The organism is Nocardioides sp. NPDC087217 (assembly GCF_044744805.1).
Taxonomy (GTDB): Bacteria; Actinomycetota; Actinomycetes; order Propionibacteriales; family Nocardioidaceae; genus Nocardioides.
In genome coordinates, this window is record NZ_JBIUZB010000002.1 from 284,226 (window position 1) to 299,553 (window position 15,328).

17 protein-coding genes are annotated in these 15,328 nt (G+C 69.8%); 10 read left to right on the forward strand and 7 right to left on the reverse strand.

All coding sequences use genetic code 11. The features are described 5' to 3' along the window. Positions 1 to 45 precede the first annotated feature (45 nt). The 4 genes from ACIO3S_RS08665 to ACIO3S_RS08680 all read left to right on the forward strand — a co-directional run bounded on the left by ACIO3S_RS08665 (position 46) and on the right by ACIO3S_RS08680 (position 3,132). Positions 46 to 756 carry an SGNH/GDSL hydrolase family protein gene (locus tag ACIO3S_RS08665; protein ID WP_400461779.1) on the forward strand — a complete coding sequence of 237 codons (711 nt, stop codon included), beginning with the start codon at positions 46 to 48 and terminating at the stop codon, positions 754 to 756. 110 nt (positions 757 to 866) lie between these two features. Further along, positions 867 to 1,781 carry a glucosyl-3-phosphoglycerate synthase gene (locus tag ACIO3S_RS08670; RefSeq protein ID WP_400461782.1) on the forward strand — a complete coding sequence of 305 codons (915 nt, stop codon included), beginning with the start codon at positions 867 to 869 and terminating at the stop codon, positions 1,779 to 1,781. Continuing rightward, positions 1,781 to 2,641 (forward strand): dihydropteroate synthase, encoded by an 861-nt coding sequence (folP, locus tag ACIO3S_RS08675; RefSeq protein WP_400461785.1) that lies wholly within the window; start codon positions 1,781 to 1,783, stop codon positions 2,639 to 2,641. Before ACIO3S_RS08670 ends, folP begins: the two co-directional genes overlap by 1 nt. Next, a complete protein-coding gene (locus ACIO3S_RS08680) occupies positions 2,638 to 3,132 on the forward strand; it encodes a hypothetical protein (protein WP_400461788.1) in 495 nt (164 codons plus the stop codon). Before folP ends, ACIO3S_RS08680 begins: the two co-directional genes overlap by 4 nt. Here ACIO3S_RS08680 and ACIO3S_RS08685 read toward each other — a convergent pair. Beyond that, the gene (locus tag ACIO3S_RS08685) at positions 3,108 to 3,734 is read right to left on the reverse strand and encodes a TetR/AcrR family transcriptional regulator (RefSeq protein WP_400461791.1); all 627 of its coding nucleotides are present in this window, start codon (positions 3,732 to 3,734) and stop codon (positions 3,108 to 3,110) included. The two genes, ACIO3S_RS08680 and ACIO3S_RS08685, sit on opposite strands and share 25 nt — an antisense overlap. Before the next feature lie 114 nt (positions 3,735 to 3,848). Between ACIO3S_RS08685 and ACIO3S_RS08690 the strand changes: the two genes are divergently transcribed. Both ACIO3S_RS08690 and ACIO3S_RS08695 read left to right on the forward strand, forming a co-directional pair. Continuing rightward, complete coding sequence (locus ACIO3S_RS08690) at positions 3,849 to 4,844, forward strand: hypothetical protein (RefSeq protein WP_400461794.1); 996 nt, start codon at positions 3,849 to 3,851, stop codon at positions 4,842 to 4,844. 10 nt (positions 4,845 to 4,854) lie between these two features. Beyond that, a complete protein-coding gene (locus ACIO3S_RS08695; RefSeq protein WP_400461797.1) occupies positions 4,855 to 5,697 on the forward strand; it encodes a CHAD domain-containing protein in 843 nt (280 codons plus the stop codon). 31 nt (positions 5,698 to 5,728) lie between these two features. Here ACIO3S_RS08695 and vanX read toward each other — a convergent pair whose 3' ends face one another. The 3 genes from vanX to ACIO3S_RS08710 are packed head-to-tail and all read right to left on the reverse strand — an operon-like array spanning position 5,729 to position 8,425. Then, positions 5,729 to 6,343 carry a D-Ala-D-Ala dipeptidase VanX gene (gene vanX / locus ACIO3S_RS08700; protein WP_400461800.1) on the reverse strand — a complete coding sequence of 205 codons (615 nt, stop codon included), beginning with the start codon at positions 6,341 to 6,343 and terminating at the stop codon, positions 5,729 to 5,731. Continuing rightward, entirely contained in the window at positions 6,340 to 7,395 is a 1,056-nt protein-coding gene (vanA, locus tag ACIO3S_RS08705; protein WP_400461803.1) for a D-alanine--(R)-lactate ligase, read from the reverse strand. The genes vanX and vanA overlap by 4 nt, the downstream gene beginning before the upstream one ends. Then, the gene (locus ACIO3S_RS08710; protein WP_400461806.1) at positions 7,388 to 8,425 is read right to left on the reverse strand and encodes a D-isomer specific 2-hydroxyacid dehydrogenase family protein; all 1,038 of its coding nucleotides are present in this window, start codon (positions 8,423 to 8,425) and stop codon (positions 7,388 to 7,390) included. Before ACIO3S_RS08710 ends, vanA begins: the two co-directional genes overlap by 8 nt. A 154-nt stretch (positions 8,426 to 8,579) precedes the next feature. On the opposite strand from ACIO3S_RS08710, the gene murF reads away from it, so the two are divergent. Beyond that, complete coding sequence (gene murF, locus ACIO3S_RS08715; protein ID WP_400461809.1) at positions 8,580 to 9,908, forward strand: UDP-N-acetylmuramoyl-tripeptide--D-alanyl-D-alanine ligase; 1,329 nt, start codon at positions 8,580 to 8,582, stop codon at positions 9,906 to 9,908. Here murF and ACIO3S_RS08720 read toward each other — a convergent pair. Both ACIO3S_RS08720 and ACIO3S_RS08725 read right to left on the reverse strand, forming a co-directional pair. Then, entirely contained in the window at positions 9,864 to 10,445 is a 582-nt protein-coding gene (locus ACIO3S_RS08720) for a VanZ family protein (protein ID WP_400461812.1), read from the reverse strand. The two genes, murF and ACIO3S_RS08720, sit on opposite strands and share 45 nt — an antisense overlap. A gap of 37 nt (positions 10,446 to 10,482) precedes the next feature. Further along, positions 10,483 to 11,613 (reverse strand): lipid II:glycine glycyltransferase FemX, encoded by a 1,131-nt coding sequence (locus tag ACIO3S_RS08725; protein WP_400461814.1) that lies wholly within the window; start codon positions 11,611 to 11,613, stop codon positions 10,483 to 10,485. A gap of 85 nt (positions 11,614 to 11,698) precedes the next feature. On the opposite strand from ACIO3S_RS08725, the gene ACIO3S_RS08730 reads away from it, so the two are divergent. Both ACIO3S_RS08730 and ACIO3S_RS08735 read left to right on the forward strand, forming a co-directional pair. After that, positions 11,699 to 12,364 carry a response regulator transcription factor gene (locus tag ACIO3S_RS08730; protein ID WP_400461817.1) on the forward strand — a complete coding sequence of 222 codons (666 nt, stop codon included), beginning with the start codon at positions 11,699 to 11,701 and terminating at the stop codon, positions 12,362 to 12,364. A gap of 10 nt (positions 12,365 to 12,374) precedes the next feature. Then, complete coding sequence (locus tag ACIO3S_RS08735; protein WP_400461820.1) at positions 12,375 to 13,460, forward strand: sensor histidine kinase; 1,086 nt, start codon at positions 12,375 to 12,377, stop codon at positions 13,458 to 13,460. A gap of 8 nt (positions 13,461 to 13,468) precedes the next feature. Here ACIO3S_RS08735 and ACIO3S_RS08740 read toward each other — a convergent pair whose 3' ends face one another. Beyond that, the gene (locus ACIO3S_RS08740) at positions 13,469 to 13,939 is read right to left on the reverse strand and encodes an Lrp/AsnC family transcriptional regulator (protein ID WP_400461823.1); all 471 of its coding nucleotides are present in this window, start codon (positions 13,937 to 13,939) and stop codon (positions 13,469 to 13,471) included. A 119-nt stretch (positions 13,940 to 14,058) separates the two neighbouring features. Between ACIO3S_RS08740 and hppD the strand changes: the two genes are divergently transcribed. Continuing rightward, entirely contained in the window at positions 14,059 to 15,264 is a 1,206-nt protein-coding gene (hppD, locus tag ACIO3S_RS08745) for a 4-hydroxyphenylpyruvate dioxygenase (RefSeq protein WP_400461825.1), read from the forward strand. Positions 15,265 to 15,328 lie beyond the last annotated feature (64 nt).

The window sequence follows — 15,328 nt, forward strand, 5'->3', positions numbered from 1 at the left end:
TCGTACTCCATTGACGTACGAACGATCGTACGCTAAAACGGAATCATGACAGACCTGACCTTCGCTCGGCGTTATCCCGCCGAGGCCGCAGATCGCGACTGCCTCGATCCGGCGTTCGCGCAAGCCCTGCTCGACAACGGGCGCTGGCAGAGGCTGGTGATCCTCGGCGACAGTGTCGCCGCCGGCGTACGGGATCCTCTCGATGGCTATCGGGATCTCTCGATGGGGGAGCGGCTCGCGGAGGCGCTGGCCGCGACACGGCCGGAGTTCAGGCAGCGTACGCTCGCGCAGCCGTTCCTGCGGGCCGCCGAGATACGGGAGAAGTTCCTCCCCGATGCGCTGGCCTTCGAGCCGGACCTGGTTCTGGTCAGCGCCGGGGCGAACGACGCCTTCTCGCGTGGCTTCGACGCCGGGCGGCTCACCGCGGAGCTCGACGCGCTGTTGCGGCCGCTGGCCTCCGCGGGCGCCACGGTCGCGACGATCGGGCTCTACGACTGGGCTCGCTCGGGGCTGCTTCCCGCTGAGACGGCGACGCAGACTGCGCTCAACCTCGACGAGGTCGACGTCGTGCAGCGGTATGTCGTCGAGGATGTCGGCGGGATCCATCTGGGGGCCCGGCAGATCGCGGCCGGGCGGGACCCGGCGATGTACTCGGCCGACGGGATCCATGGGAACGCACGCGGGCATGCGATCGCCTTCGCGAACTTCGTACGGCACCTCTCGGCCTATCGGGCCGTGCCCGACTGGCTTCGCTGAGCCGGCGGGCGGGCGGGCGGGCCCGGCCGGCCACCTGCCGCTGAAGCGTCAGGCCGTTGTGGTCGCCACATCGATGGCTGCTGTTCGAAGTCGGCCCGTAGGGTTTGAACATGTCTTGGTCCGAGCGCAACACCTATCACTGGGACGACTGGTCGTTGGCCGACCTCGTGGCGGCCAAGCAGGGACAGCGGGTCAGTCTCGTGGTCCCGGCGCGCAACGAGGCCGCGACCGTCGGCGGCCTGGTCGACAAGCTGCGCACCAGCTTGATGGAGACATCGGATCTGGTCGACGAGCTCGTCGTCATCGACTCCGACTCCTCCGACGACACTGCGCGGATCGCCGCCGACGCCGGGGCCGCCGTCTTCGCCTCGGCCGCGATCCGGCCCGAGCTCGGCTCCTACCCGGGCAAGGGCGAGGCGATGTGGAAGTCACAGTTCGTGACCACGGGCGAGCTGATCGTCTTCATGGACGCCGACCTGACCGACTGGGACACCCATTTCGTACGCGGCCTGGTCGGCCCTCTTGTCAACGATCCGACGATCGAGCTGGTCAAGGGCTTCTACCGGCGCCCGGGGGAGCACGGTCTCGACGGCGGCCGGGTCACCGAGCTCGTCGCCCGCCCGCTGCTCGCCCTCCATCGCGGGCCGCTGCGCGATCTGATCCAGCCGCTGGCGGGGGAGTGGTCGATCCGGCGCTCGCTGTTCGAGCGGCTGCGGGTCCCGACCGGCTACGGCGTGGAGCTCGCGGCGCTCGTCGACACCCTGGACACGCGGGGGATGGATGCGATCGCCCAGGTCGATCTCGGCCAGCGCGACCACAGTCACCAGGATCTCTTCGACCTCGGCCTGATGGCGACCCAGATCGTCGGCATGATGTCGCGCCGCCTCGGCACCGGTCCGGCGGGCGACGACGTCGAGATGCGGCAGTACATCCCGATCGACGGCTCGACCAAGGTCGTCGACCGCTCCGTGAGCCTGCTGGAGCGGCCGCCGGTGCGCGACGGCTCGGGCGGTATGGTCGCCTGATGCTGCGCCTCGGACGACATTCCTTCGGCGACGACGACGCGCTGATGATGGCGATCGTCAACCGCACCCCGGACTCGTTCTTCGACAAGGGAGCGACCTGGGCCGAGGACGCGGCCTTCGAGCGCGTACGCCTGGTGGCCTCGCAGGGCGCGGAGATCGTCGACATCGGCGGGATCAAGGCGGCGCCAGGAGCCGAGATCGGCGCCGCGGAAGAGAAGGCCCGCGTGGTCGACTTCGTCGCCCGGGTGCGCGAGGAGTTCCCGGCGCTGGTGATCTCGGTGGACACCTGGCGCGCCGAGGTGGGTGACGCGGTGTGCGCGGCCGGCGCCGACCTCATCAACGACGCCTGGGGAGGGGCCGATCCGGAGCTCGTCGACGTCGCCGCCGCCCATGGCGCCGCGATCGTGTGCACCCACACCGGCGGCGTGACGCCGCGGACGCGGCCCTACCGGATCGAGTACGACGACGTGGTCCGCGACGCGATCGACTCGACCCTCGGCTACGCCCAGCGAGCTCTGGACGCCGGGGTCGCGAAGGACTCGATCGTGATCGACCCGGCCCACGACTTCGGGAAGAACACCTTCCACTCCCTCGAGATCACCCGCCGGCTCGGCGAGATGGTCGCGACCGGCTGGCCGGTGCTGGTCTCCCTCTCCAACAAGGACTTCGTGGGGGAGACGCTCGACCTGCCGGTCGGCGAGCGCCTCCTCGGCACCCTGGCCGCGACCTCGGTCTGCGCGCTGGCCGGTGCCCGCATCTACCGCGTCCATCAGGTCCCGGAGACCCGGCAGACCGTCGACATGGTCTGGACGATCGCCGGCCGGCGACGTCCGAAGCGAGCGATCAGGGGACTGCAGTGACTCGAGTGGCGCTGGTTCCGGGATGCCTGGCCCTGCTGCCGGAGTACGCCTCGCTCGACGACCCGATCGACGAGCTCCGCTCCGCCTGCCTGGCCGCGGTCGCCTGGCTGGGCGAGGACGTACGCGTGATCGCCGGTGCGCAGGGTGCCCGGGTGGCCTCCTCGCTGCTGGCCGAGGTCGGTGCGGCTCCGGTGGCCAGCGGCGAGGCGGCGTACCTCATCGTCGGCAACGGCTCGGCCCGCCGCAGCGAAAAGGCGCCGGGCCACCTCGACCCGCGGGCCGACGGGTTCGACGAGGCGCTCGGCAAGGCACTGGTCATGCCAGACCCCGAGGCGCTCGGCGCGCTCGATCTCGGGCTGGCCGATGAGCTCTGGGCCGACGTCGCGCCGATCATCGAGGCGGCCGACCTGCTGCGCAGCGTCGCGACGGTGGCGGTCGACTATGACGGCGACCCCTACGGGGTGCGTTACTGGGTCGCTCGCTGGGAGTAGCCGAGCAGGTCGGTGAGCCCGGCGGCGTAGATCTTCGGCGTGACGTCGCCCAGCATGAGCCGCTGCAGGATGAAGCCGGGCAGCAGGCCGGTGAGGACCATCGCGATCCGTTCGGGATCGGCGTCCGGGTGGAACCGGCCGGCTTCGATGGCGCCTTCGGCGTAGGTACGCCAGGCGGCCCGGATGCGGCGGGCCTCGGGTGCCATCAGCTCGCGGACCTCCGGGTCGCGGGCGGCCTCGGCCCATGTCTGCAGCGCGACTCGGGAGAGGTCGACGCCGAGCTCGGCGGAGAGTTCGAGGAGGTGCTGCGTCGCGGCCTCGATCGCGCGCTCGGGCGGGGGAGCGACCTCACCGGAGCTCGGGTCAGGAGTGAAGCGGGTGATGGCCTCGGCGATGGTCGTCAGGCCCGACTCGGCGATCGCGCGGATGATGTCGCTCTTCCCGCGGAAGTAGGTGTAGACCGAGCCGGCGGACAGGCCGGACTCCTTGACCACCGCGGCCATCGTCGTCTTGTGGAAGCCATCGCGCTCCACGCAGCGCAGCGTCGCCGCGATGATCTGCTGGCGCTTCTCGGCGCGATGCTCCTCGCTGATCTTCGGCATGCCGGAAGCATACCTCAAAGAAAAACGAACATTCATTCTTGATAAATCCGACGAGACGGAGGAGAGTGTCGGTCAAAGAGAATGAACATTCGTTTTTTGGGGAAGGAACCCACCATGTCCCAGTCAGTGAAAGCCGTGATCGGGGTCAGCCTCGGTCTGGTCACCTTGCTCACGTTGCTCATCTCCGCGTTCGCCTGGCCCACCAGCGAGCTGGAGCCCAGATCGCTGCCACTGGTCGTCGCCGGCCCCGAGGCAGCGGTCACCCAGATCGAGACCCAGCTCGCCGCCAACGCAGGGGAGGACGCCTTCGAGATCACCGCCGCCGCGGACCGCGAGGAGGCGGTCGAGGCGATCAAGGACCGGGAGGCGTACGGCGCGATCGTCGTCGGCGCCCAGGGCCCGGAGTTCCTGGTCGCCTCCGCGGCCAGCGCCAACGTCGCTCAGCAGCTCACCCAGATGGCCACCGCCATGGGTGCCGAGACGGGCACGCAGCCCCAGGTGACCGACGTCGTCGCGAGTGCGGAGGACGACCCGCGCGGCGTCGTCTTCGGCGCGTCCGCGCTACCGCTGGTGATCGGCGGCATCATGGCCGGCGCCATCACCTCGCTGGTGCTGACCCGCACCCGTGACCGGGTCGCGGCCGCCTTCCTGATCGCGATCGGCGGCGGTCTCGCGATGACCGGCGTCGTACAGGGATGGCTCGGCGCCCTGGAGGGCAGCTACCTGGCCAACGCCGGAGTCGTCGCTCTCGGCATCCTCGCGGTCGCCCTCCCGATCATCGGCCTGCGCCACCTCATCGGCCCGGCAGGCGTCGGCATCGTCGCGCTGCTGATCCTGCTCGTCGGCAACCCGCTCTCCGGAATCACCTCCGCGCCGGAGATGGTGCCGTTCGGATGGCTCGGCCAGCTGATGCCCCCGGGCGCGGCGGGGTCGGCGCTGCGCGGCTTCTCCTTCTTCGACGGCGCCGGGACCACGGTGCCGCTGATCGTCCTCGCCTGCTGGGCCGGGGTCGGCCTGCTCCTCACCGTGCTTCCGCACCGCGAGAAGGGTGGCGCCGAGGAGGCAGGAGCAGGACGAACCGAGCGTGACCTGGACGCCGTGGCACGGTAGAACAGTAGGGATGAGTCATCCACGCGAGCCGGTCGGCGAGTGGTGGCGCGACCAGGTGGTCGTGCTCCACCGCTGGGGCCGGCTCGTGCTGCGTGACGAGGACGACTCGGTCCACCAGATGCGGGTGACCGTACGCAGGCTGCGCAGCGTCCTGGCTACGTACCGCCCACTCCTCGACGCGGAGTGGAGCGAGCCGCTCCGGGTGGAGCTGAAGTGGCTCGCCGCCCTCCTGGGAGAAGTACGCGACGCCGAGGTGCTCCGCAGACGGCTGCGGCGCTGGGCGGCCGAGCACGGTCCGGGACCGACCAGTGTCGACGCACTGCGGGCGGCGCTGGCCGAGCGCCAGGCCCAGGGGCGAGCCCGGCTGCTGCCGGAGTTGGACGGCGACCGCTACCGCGCGCTGATCGCCGGCCTCGCCGATGGTCTGCGCTGGTCAGAGGCGGACCCGCGGAAGAAGGCACTGCGCAAGCGGCTCCGCCGGAGCTGGCGACGGCTGGCGGTCGCGGCCGACGCGGTCGGGGAGACCGACGACACCGAAGAGCGTCGTCGGCGGCTCCATGAGGTGCGTAAGAAGGCCAAGCGGGTCCGCTACGCGGCCGAGTCGCTGGGCGGGGTCTTCGGCAAGGACGCCGAGCGCCTCGCCAAGGCCGCCAAGTCGGTCCAGTCGACCCTCGGCGACCTCAACGACGCCACCGTCATGATCATGACGATCGGACAGGTTCCCGAGCCGGACGACGCCGTCCGCGAGCTGCTCCAGGTCGAGGAGGCCGCCGCCGAAGACGCCGAGGAGCGGTTCGCCTCCGTCTGGAAGAAGTCGAACCGCTCGAAGGTCCACGGCTGGCTGGATCCCTGAACCGGTCGATCGGGCACTATCCGACGGGGCTCTATTCGATAGGAAAGTCGAAGTACGTGTCCGGGTAGGGCTCCTCGATCAGCGAGTAGTGCCACCACTCGTTCTCGTAGCGGCTGAACCCGCACGACTCCATCACCGAGCACAGGTGCGACCGGTTGCGCGCCGCCACCTCGGAGACCCCGGCCGCGCCGTGGTGGGAGATCTCGTCCATCAGGTCGTGATCGCCACCCATGTCCAGCAGGGCCCCCGTGGCCAAGGAGAAGAGGGTCAGGTCGACGGTACTGCCGCGGCTGTGGCCTGACTTCGTGGCGACGTACCCCTTCTCGAACATCTCCGGGCGGGTGATCGAGGGGTAGTGAACGCGTTTGCGCTCGTCATCGTCCGGCGAGGGCTCCTCGGCCCAGCGCAGGAACGCGTCGACGGCGCGCTGGGGGCGGTAGCCGTCCCACAGCAGGATCCCGAACCCGAGGGCGGCGGCCTTGTCCTGCGCCTGGGCGAGTGCTGCACACAGCTCACGGGTCCCGACGATGCGGTTGACCAGGTAGCCGTCGACCGGCTTGCCGGTGAAGTTGTCCCAGGTCGCGTACTTGCTGTCCCAGCGGATGCCCGGCGCCAGCTCGTCGACGAAGCCGAAGCCCTCCCTCATCGCTGCCCCGTCTCGATGGGCGCAGTCTCCAGCGCGAGTGAGACCGCGCGGTCGAGGAACTCGGTCATCGAGATCCCTGCCGCGGCCATCATCCGCGGATAGCGGCTGTACGAGGTGAGCCCGGGCAGGGTGTTGACCTCGTTGAGCACCACGGTGCCGTCCGCCTTGAGGAACATGTCGACCCGCGCCAGACCGCGACAGCCCAGCGCGCGGTAGACCCGCTTCGCCTCGGCCTTGACCAGCTCCTGCGCCTCGGCAGGGATGTCGGCGGGCACGATGAAGGTGGCGTTCTCCGAGCCGGTCTCGGGCGCGTCCTCCTGGTGGATCTTGAAGAAGCCGTGCGAGAGCGCGACGTGGTCGACCTCTCCGGTGATCAGCTCGGCACCGTTGCCGAGGATCGCGCAGCCGATCTCCTCGGCAACGACCCCCTCCTCGACCAGCACCTTCTCGTCGTACTGCCGCGCCGTCGCCACCGCCTCGGCCAGCTCCTCGGCCGAGGTCACCTTGCTGACCCCGAACGAGGACCCGGAGCGGGCCGGCTTCACGAAGACCGGATAGGGGAGTACGCCGGGATCGATCTCGTCGTCGGGGAACAGGGTCCAGAACGTCGGCGTCGGGATACCTGCCTCGCCGACGACCGTGTAGGCCAGCGACTTGTCCATGCACAGCGCCGAGCTCTGCACGTCGCAGCCGACGTACGGGATCCCGGAGAGCTCGAAGAGCCCTTGGATCGCGCCGTCCTCGCCGAGCTTGCCGTGCAGGACCGGGAGCACGACGTCGAGACGGATCGTCTCGTAGCGACCCTCATCGAGGACGAGCAGCCCGTGGACGCTGCGGTCGGGGGCGAGCACGACGGGGCGGTGCGCGCCGTCCTCCCAGCTCGCCTCCGGACCGTCGCACAGGCGCCAGTCACCGCTCTTGGTGATGCCGATCCAGTAGGCCTCGTACCTGTCGGCGTCGAGGTTCTTGGCAACCTCCTGCGCCGACTTCACCGAGACGGGGTGCTCCTCGAAGACGCCACCGAAGATGATGCCGACCTTGAGCTTAGACATGCGGAAACCTGCTTTCGAATTCACGACAGTTCACGATGGAGTTCTCGACCGTGTCCATGAGGGCATGGTCGGTGAAGTAGGCGATATGGGGGCTGACCAGCACATTCGGCATCTCCTGGAGCCGTGCCAGCCAGCCGTTGGGGATGTCCCGCCCCCGGAGATCGGCGTAGAAGATGCCTTCCTCGCCCTCGACGACGTCCAGCGCCGCGCCGCCCAGCCGGCCCCCCTCGAGCGCGGTGATGAGCGCCGGCGTCTCGATGAGCGCCCCGCGACCGGTGTTGATGACGTACGCGCCGGGGCGCATCCGTTCGATGCGGCGGCGGTCGAGGAGGTGGTGCGACTCCGCGCTGAGCGGCGCATGCAGGGTGACGATGTCGCTGCGCTCGACCAGCGTGTCCAGGTCGACGTGCTCCACCCCCTCGGCCGCCGGCCGAGGCCGGATGTCATAGGCGAGTACGTCGCAGCCGAAGCCCCGCAGCCGGTCGATGACCGCCGCGCCGATCCGCCCGGTCCCGACCACGCCGACGGTCAGGTCGCGCAGCTCGCGGCCACGCGTGGCCGCCGGGCGGTAGTCGTGGGCGTCGGTGCGCCGAATCGTCGACTTCGCCTGGCGCACCGACATGAGCATCAGCATCAACGTGTAGTCGGCCACGGAATCGGGTGAATACGAGACGTTTCCGACCGTTATCCCGATGCTCGCCGCGAAGTCGACATCGATGTGGTTGAAACCGACGCTTCGCGTCGAGATATACCGGACGCCGCTCTTGTGCAGAGCGAGAAGCGCATCGTTCGATATCGGCGACTTATGGCTGACGCTGATGCACCGGTCTCCGATCGCGAGGGCGGCATTCTTCTCGGTGACGGGCTCGGTCGTGGTCCTCAGCGAGACCCCGAGCGTGGGCGCCAAGGAGTCGAAAAGGAGGCTCTCATCAGGGGCGCAGCCGTAGACCGTGATCCCGACGGTCGGCGAGATCACGGTCTGCTCCGTCGGCTCGGTCGGCGCCGTCAGGGTCGGCTCGTGGTAGATCATCGACGCCAGCAAACCCCAGGAACGGTTGCGACCCCGTATGGAATTTCCGATATGCCGACGATAGGTCGGCGTGGAGTTATCGTCCGCATATCGATTAGCGCATACGCGGCCACTACGGGTGATATCGAAGACTGATGGGATGATTCCCCTCAGCTTGGACGAAATCGCCTCGTTGGTCGGCGGGAAGGTCGTCGGCGACGGCTCGGTGACCGTGAGCGCGCCGGCAGTGATCGACGGCCGCGAGGCAGACCCGGGCGGCCTCTTCGTCGCGTTCGCGGGTGAGCACACCGACGGCCACGAGTACGCACCACAAGCCGCCGAGGCCGGTGCCGTCGCCGCGCTCGGGTCTCGCCCGACGGCGCTCCCGACGGTCGTCGTCGACGACGCGCAGGCCGCGCTGCAGCGCCTGGCCGCCCACGTCGTCGCGCTGCTGCGCGACGAGATGACCGTCGTCGCGGTCACCGGCTCCCAGGGCAAGACCAGCACCAAGGACATGATCGAGGCGGTGTTGGCGAGCGCAGCTCCGACCGTCGCGACCTCCGGCTCGTTCAACAACGAGCTCGGCGTACCGCTCACCATGCTGCGCGCCGACGTGACCACGAGGTTCCTCGTCCTGGAGATGGGGGCCCGGCACATCGGCGACATCGCCGAGCTGACCGGCCTGGTCGCGCCGGACATCGCCGTCGTGACCAACGTCGGCCAGGCCCACCTGGGCGAGTTCGGGTCGCGCGAAGCCATCGCCGTGGCCAAGAGCGAGCTGGTGCGGGGCCTGGCGACCGGCGGCACGGCGGTGCTCCACGCCGACGACCCACGGGTGCTCGCGATGGGCGAGCTCACCGACGGTCCGGTGCTGGCCTTCGGGGCCGGCGAGCGGGCGAGCGTACGCGTGCGCGACCTCGCCCTGGACCGGCTCGGCCGGCCCACCTTCACGCTTCAGCACGCGGACGCCGAGGCCGTCGTCAGGCTCCCGTTCGTCGGTGCCCACTGGACGCTCAACGCCGCAGCCGCCGCGGCGGCGGGGCTGGCCGCCGGCGTCCCGCTCGAGCAGGCCGCGACCGCGCTGAACACCGCCTCGATCTCGAAGTGGCGCATGGAGCTGCGCGCCCTCGCCAGCGGCGCGACCCTCCTCAACGACTCCTACAACGCCAACCCCGAATCCACCCGCGCCGGTCTGGACGCGCTCGCCTCGATCGACGCCAGGCGCCGCATCGCCGTGCTCGGCGAGATGCTCGAGCTCGGCGAGACGAGCCGCGACGCGCACCACGAGATCGGGGCGTACGCCGCCACCCGGGCCGACCTGGTCCTCACCATCGGCGAGGCGGCCGCCGTCATCGCGGACGGAGCGGGGCAGCGGGCGGTGGCGCTGCCCGACAACGCCGCCGCGATCGACTGGCTCCGCAGCCACCTCGCGCCCGGCGACGTGGTGCTTGTCAAAGCCTCACGCGGAGCCCGCCTCGACCAGGTCGCCGCGGCGCTGGTCTGAGGTCGGCGGAACGGATCGCCGGCGGCGCCACCACGGCCACGACAGGATCGCGGCGGCGGTGGCTCCGCCCGCGTTGAGGATGACGTCGTCGACCGACGAGACCCGGCCGAGCGGCAGTAGGTGCTGCAGGGCCTCGATCGACACCGAGGCCGCGCCCGCCAGGATCAGGACCCGCCACACCGAGCGGAGCACCGGGAAACGGATGGGGCCGAAGAAGCCCAGCGCGGCGAAGATCAGCAGGTTGCCGATGAGCCCGATGGGGCCCATGGTCGACATGTCCTCGAAGGGCACCAGGCTCACGTTGCCCGACAGGATGCCGTTGTTGCCGGGCAACAGGGTCAGCAGCACACCCGGCACCGTGCCGTAGACGATGGCGACCTCCGCCAGCGAGTGACGCCATGCCCGCGGCCAGGCCACCCCGAAGACCCGGCGCAGCACCGCCAGCACCGGCACCGCCAGCACGGCCACGGGAAACGCGAGCATGGTCAGCACCACGACGCCGGTCTCCGTCAGCGAGCCTGATTCGTTCACGATCATCCGAGGTTCCCTTCCTTGATCTTCCTGACCGACACCTTCATCGCCCCCGCCGTCTCATGTAGAGGTCGAAGGCCCGGTAGACGATCGGCCGCAGCGGCAGGTCCCACTCGCCGACGTACCTCACCGCCTGCCCACCGGTGCCGACCTTGAACTGGATCAGGCCGACGTGGGCGTCGTCGGTGGACAGCGTGGGGGTGATCCCGCGCAGGTCGTAGACGTCACAGCCGGCGGCCAGCGAGTCGCGGATCATCGCCCACTGGCAGGCGTTGGAGCCGCGTACGTCCCGCTTCTCCGTGGACGAGGCCCCGTAGACGTACCAGGCGTGGGCGCCGACGCGGACGTAGATCGTCGCGGCCACGAGGTCGCCGTCGTGACGGGCGAGGTAGAGCTTGATGCGCTCCGGGTCCTCGGCGGACAACGCCGCGAACATCTTCTCGAAGTAGGCCAGCGGTCGTGGCGTGAACCCGTCACGCTCGGCGGTGTGGACGTACAGGTCGTGGAACGCCTTCAGGTCCTCGCCGCCGGCGGAGGTGGTGACCTCGACGCCGGCCTTGGCGGCCTTCTTGATGTTGCGTCGCCAGAGCTGGTTCATCCCGGCGAGCACCTCGTTCTCGGACCGGGCGGTTCCGTCGGGGTGGCGCAGCGGGATCTCGTACGTGAACTGCGGCTGCCCCGCCCCGAACCCGTCCTCGGGGTTCTGCGGGATCCAGCCCGAGTCGCGGAGATAGCGGGTCACCTCGGCGCCGACCGGGTCGGACCGGCCGGGGACATCGGTGAGCCGTCCCACCTCGGGGTCGGCGATGCCCTCCTTGACCTGCCCGGCGCTCCAGGTGTCGGTGGGCACCGGGGGAGCGACCCGGATCGCGAACGCGCCCTGCGAGCGTAGGTAGGAGACCAGCGGCGGGAACCAGACGGTCAGCCCGCCGGCCCAGTCGATGTCGGGGCCCCACGGCAGGTACGCCAGCGTGTAGCCCAGCCGCGGCACCGGCCGGTGCAGCACCAGCCCGGTCCCGGCGAGCCGGTCGCCGGCGTACCAACCCAGCGACTCGCTGCGCCACTCGGTCTTCACGTCGGCCCAGGCGGGGGTCTGCAGGAAGCTGACCGACCGCCGCGACCTGACATGGTCGAGGTGCTCGGCGGGGCTGATCGGTCGGACAGTGAAGGTCACCGTGCCAGTCAACCCGCGCGGATGTCGTCAGGGCGTATGGCATTTCGGATACGTCGGCGATATGTCCTCAACCTAGGATCAGAGCATGCGGGTGCTGGTGGTCGAGGACGAGCCGTTGATGGCTGGAGCGATCCGTGACGGGTTGCGGCTGGAGGCGATCGCCGCCGACATCGCCGGTGACGGCGACACGGCGCTGGAGCTGCTGAGCGTCAACGCCTACGACATCGCCGTGCTCGACCGCGACATCCCCGGGCCCTCCGGCGACGAGATCGCCAAGCGCATCGTCGCCTCCGGCACCGGGATGCCGATCCTGATGCTCACCGCGGCCGACCGCCTCGACGACAAGGCCTCCGGCTTCGAGCTCGGCGCCGACGACTACCTGACCAAGCCGTTCGAGCTGCGTGAGCTGGTGCTGCGGCTGCGGGCGCTCGACCGGCGGCGGGCCTACAACCGGCCGCCGGTGCGGGAGATCGCCGGCCTGCGGGTCGACCCGTTCCGCCGCGAGGTCTACCGCGACGGTCGCTACGTGGCGCTGACCCGCAAGCAGTTCGCGGTGCTCGAGGTCCTCGCCGCCGCGGAGGGCGGCGTGGTCAGCGCCGAGGAGCTGCTGGAGCGGGCCTGGGACGAGAACGCCGATCCGTTCACCAATGCCGTACGCATCACCGTCTCCGCGCTGCGCAAGCGGCTCGGTGAGCCAGCAATCATCGCGACCGTGCCGGGTGTCGGATACCGGATCGATGTCGATTCCTAGACGTCCCGGGATGAGTGTCCGGCTCAAGCTGACGCTCAGCTACGCCGGGGTCATCGTGGTCACCGGGGTGCTGCTGCTCGCCGTCGTGTGGGTCTTCCTGCTGCGCTACGTCCCTGACGGCGTGTGGCTGGAGTGGCCGCAGGAGCCGGGGAGGCCGAGTGCGCCCTTCGTCCCGAACCGTTCGGACCTGGAGCGTGCCTTCGCCCCGCGGGCGGCCACGATGATGGGCTTCCTCGTCGTGTTCGGGCTGGTCGGAGGCTGGATCCTGGCGGGGCGGATGCTGGCGCCGCTGCGGAAGATCACCGAGGCCACACGTACAGCCGCGGGCGGCTCGCTCTCGCACCGGATCGAGCTCGAAGGCCCCGGAGACGAGTTCCGTGAGCTCGCCGACGGCTTCGACGACATGCTCGCGAAGCTCGAGTCGCAGGTCGCCGAGCAGCAGCGGTTCGCGGCCAACGCCTCCCACGAGCTGCGCACACCGCTCGCGATCACGCAGACGCTCCTCGACGTGGCGAGCAAGGACCCGAACCGCGATGTCGACGAGCTCCTCGGCCGCCTGCGCCTGATCAACTCCCGCGCGATCGACCTCACCGAGGCACTCCTCGTGCTCAGCCGCGCCGACCAGCGCTCCTTCGTCCGCGAGCCGGTCGACCTCTCGCTGGTCGCCGAGGAGGCGGTGGAGACGCTCCTGCCGCTGGCCGAGCAGCGGGGTGTGCGGATCGAGACCTCCGGGGACCAGGCGTCGGTCACCGGCTCGCCGGCGCTGTTGCTGCAGGTCGCGACCAACCTGATCCACAACGCGATCGTCCACAACCTGCCCGAGGACGGGTCGGTGTCGGTCACCATCGCCGCCAACGAGCGGAGCGTGGTCCTCACCGTCGCCAACACCGGCGAGGAGCTCTCCCGCGAGCTCGTCGCCACGCTCACCGAGCCGTTCCAGCGAGGCACCCAGCGCATCCACGGCGACCACGCCGGCGTCGGCCTGGGCCTGGCGATCGTCAAGAGCATCACCCGGGCCCACGACGGCAACCTCGCCGTCCTCGCCCGTTCCGGCGGTGGGCTCCGGGTCTCGGTCGAACTGCCCAGGGCTTCCTGAGCCACCGGTCAGCGCGGGGTGGCTCCCGTGCGCAGCAGGTCGAGGGTGCGGGGCTCGATCAGGGTGGACAGGGTGACCACACTGGTCGAGCGGACGACGGCGTGGGACTGGTCGATGCGTACGAGCACCTCCTGGAGCTTCGCGTGCGACCCGGTCGCCACCTTGCAGAAGACGTCGAAGGAGCCCGTGGTGACGTACGCCTCCAGCACCTCGGGGATGTCGGCGAGATCGCGACGTACGTCCTCGAGGGCTCCCTGGGAGATCTCCAGGGTGACGAACGCCTGCACCGTGTGGCCGGCGGCGGCCGGGTCGACCGTCGGTGCCCAGTCGCGGATCACGCCGGCCTCGGTCATCTTGCGCAGCCGGCTCTGCACAGTGGCGCGGGCGACGCCGGCGACCCGGGAGAGCTCGAGGTCGCCGACTCGCGGATGGGCGTGCAGGGTTTCCAGGAGGGTGATGTCGAGGGCATCGAGGTTCATGGCTCGATGGTAGTCAGATTGCCTAGCAAGGCGTGGTGAACTCTGGTCGAATCTGACAGATTGTCCAGTGCCGAGTGGTCAACTTGTTTGGTGTGACTCGGCCCACTTGACTTGCCCGCATGACGCTTGCAGACACCCTGACCAACCAAGAGAAGCTCGCCGGACTCGGGCTGGCCGAGCTGGAGCAGCTCGTCGGCCTGGTGGCGTACGACGACACCTCCGACCCCTTCCCGGTCACCGGCTGGGACGCGGTCGTGTGGGCTGTCGGCAACGCCACCCAGACCGCCCACTTCTTCCAGAGCGCCTTCGGCATGGAGCTGGTCGCCTACTCCGGTCCCGAGACCGGCAACCGCGACCACCACTCCTACGTGCTGCGCAGCGGGGGAGTGCGGTTCGTGATCAAGGGCGGCGTCGCGCCCGGGAGCGAGATCATCGCCCACCACGCCCGCCACGGTGACGGCGTCATCGACATCGCCCTCGAGGTGCCCGACGTAGACCGCTGCATCGAGCACGCCCGCAAGCAGGGCGCCCGCGTCCTGGAGGAGCCCCACGACGTGAGCGACGAGCACGGCACCGTACGCGTCGCCGCCATCGCCACCTACGGCGAGACCCGCCACACGCTGGTCGACCGGTCCGGCTACGACGGCCCCTACCTGCCCGGCTACGTCCCCCGCACCTCGACGCTGAAGAAGCCCGAGGGCGCCCCCAAGCGCCTCTTCCAGGCCCTCGACCACGTCGTCGGCAACGTCGAGCTCGGCAAGATGGACGAGTGGGTCGACTTCTACGGTCGCGTCATGGGCTTCACCAACATGGCCGAGTTCATCGGCGACGACATCGCCACCGACTACTCCGCGCTGATGTCGAAGGTCGTCGCCAACGGCAACCACCGGGTGAAGTTCCCGCTCAACGAGCCGGCGATCGCCAAGAAGAAGTCGCAGATCGACGAGTACCTGGAGTTCTACCAGGGCCCCGGCGCCCAGCACCTCGCGCTGGCCACCGGTGACATCCTCGCCACCGTCGACGCGCTGCGCGACGCCGGGATCGAGTTCCTCAACACCCCCGACTCCTACTACGAGGACCCCGAGCTGCGCGCCCGGATCGGTGAGGTGCGCGTGCCGATCGAGGAGCTGCAGAAGCGCGGCATCCTGGTCGACCGCGACGAGGACGGCTACCTGCTGCAGATCTTCACCAAGCCGATCGGCGACCGCCCCACGGTCTTCTTCGAGCTGATCGAGCGCCACGGCTCCCTCGGCTTCGGCAAGGGCAACTTCAAGGCCCTCTTCGAGGCCATCGAGCGCGAGCAGGAGCGCCGCGGCAACTTCTGATCCATCGCCGAATCTTCACTTGTGGCGTGCCGAGTCCTCGCCTGTGGACGCCGAAACCTCAGTT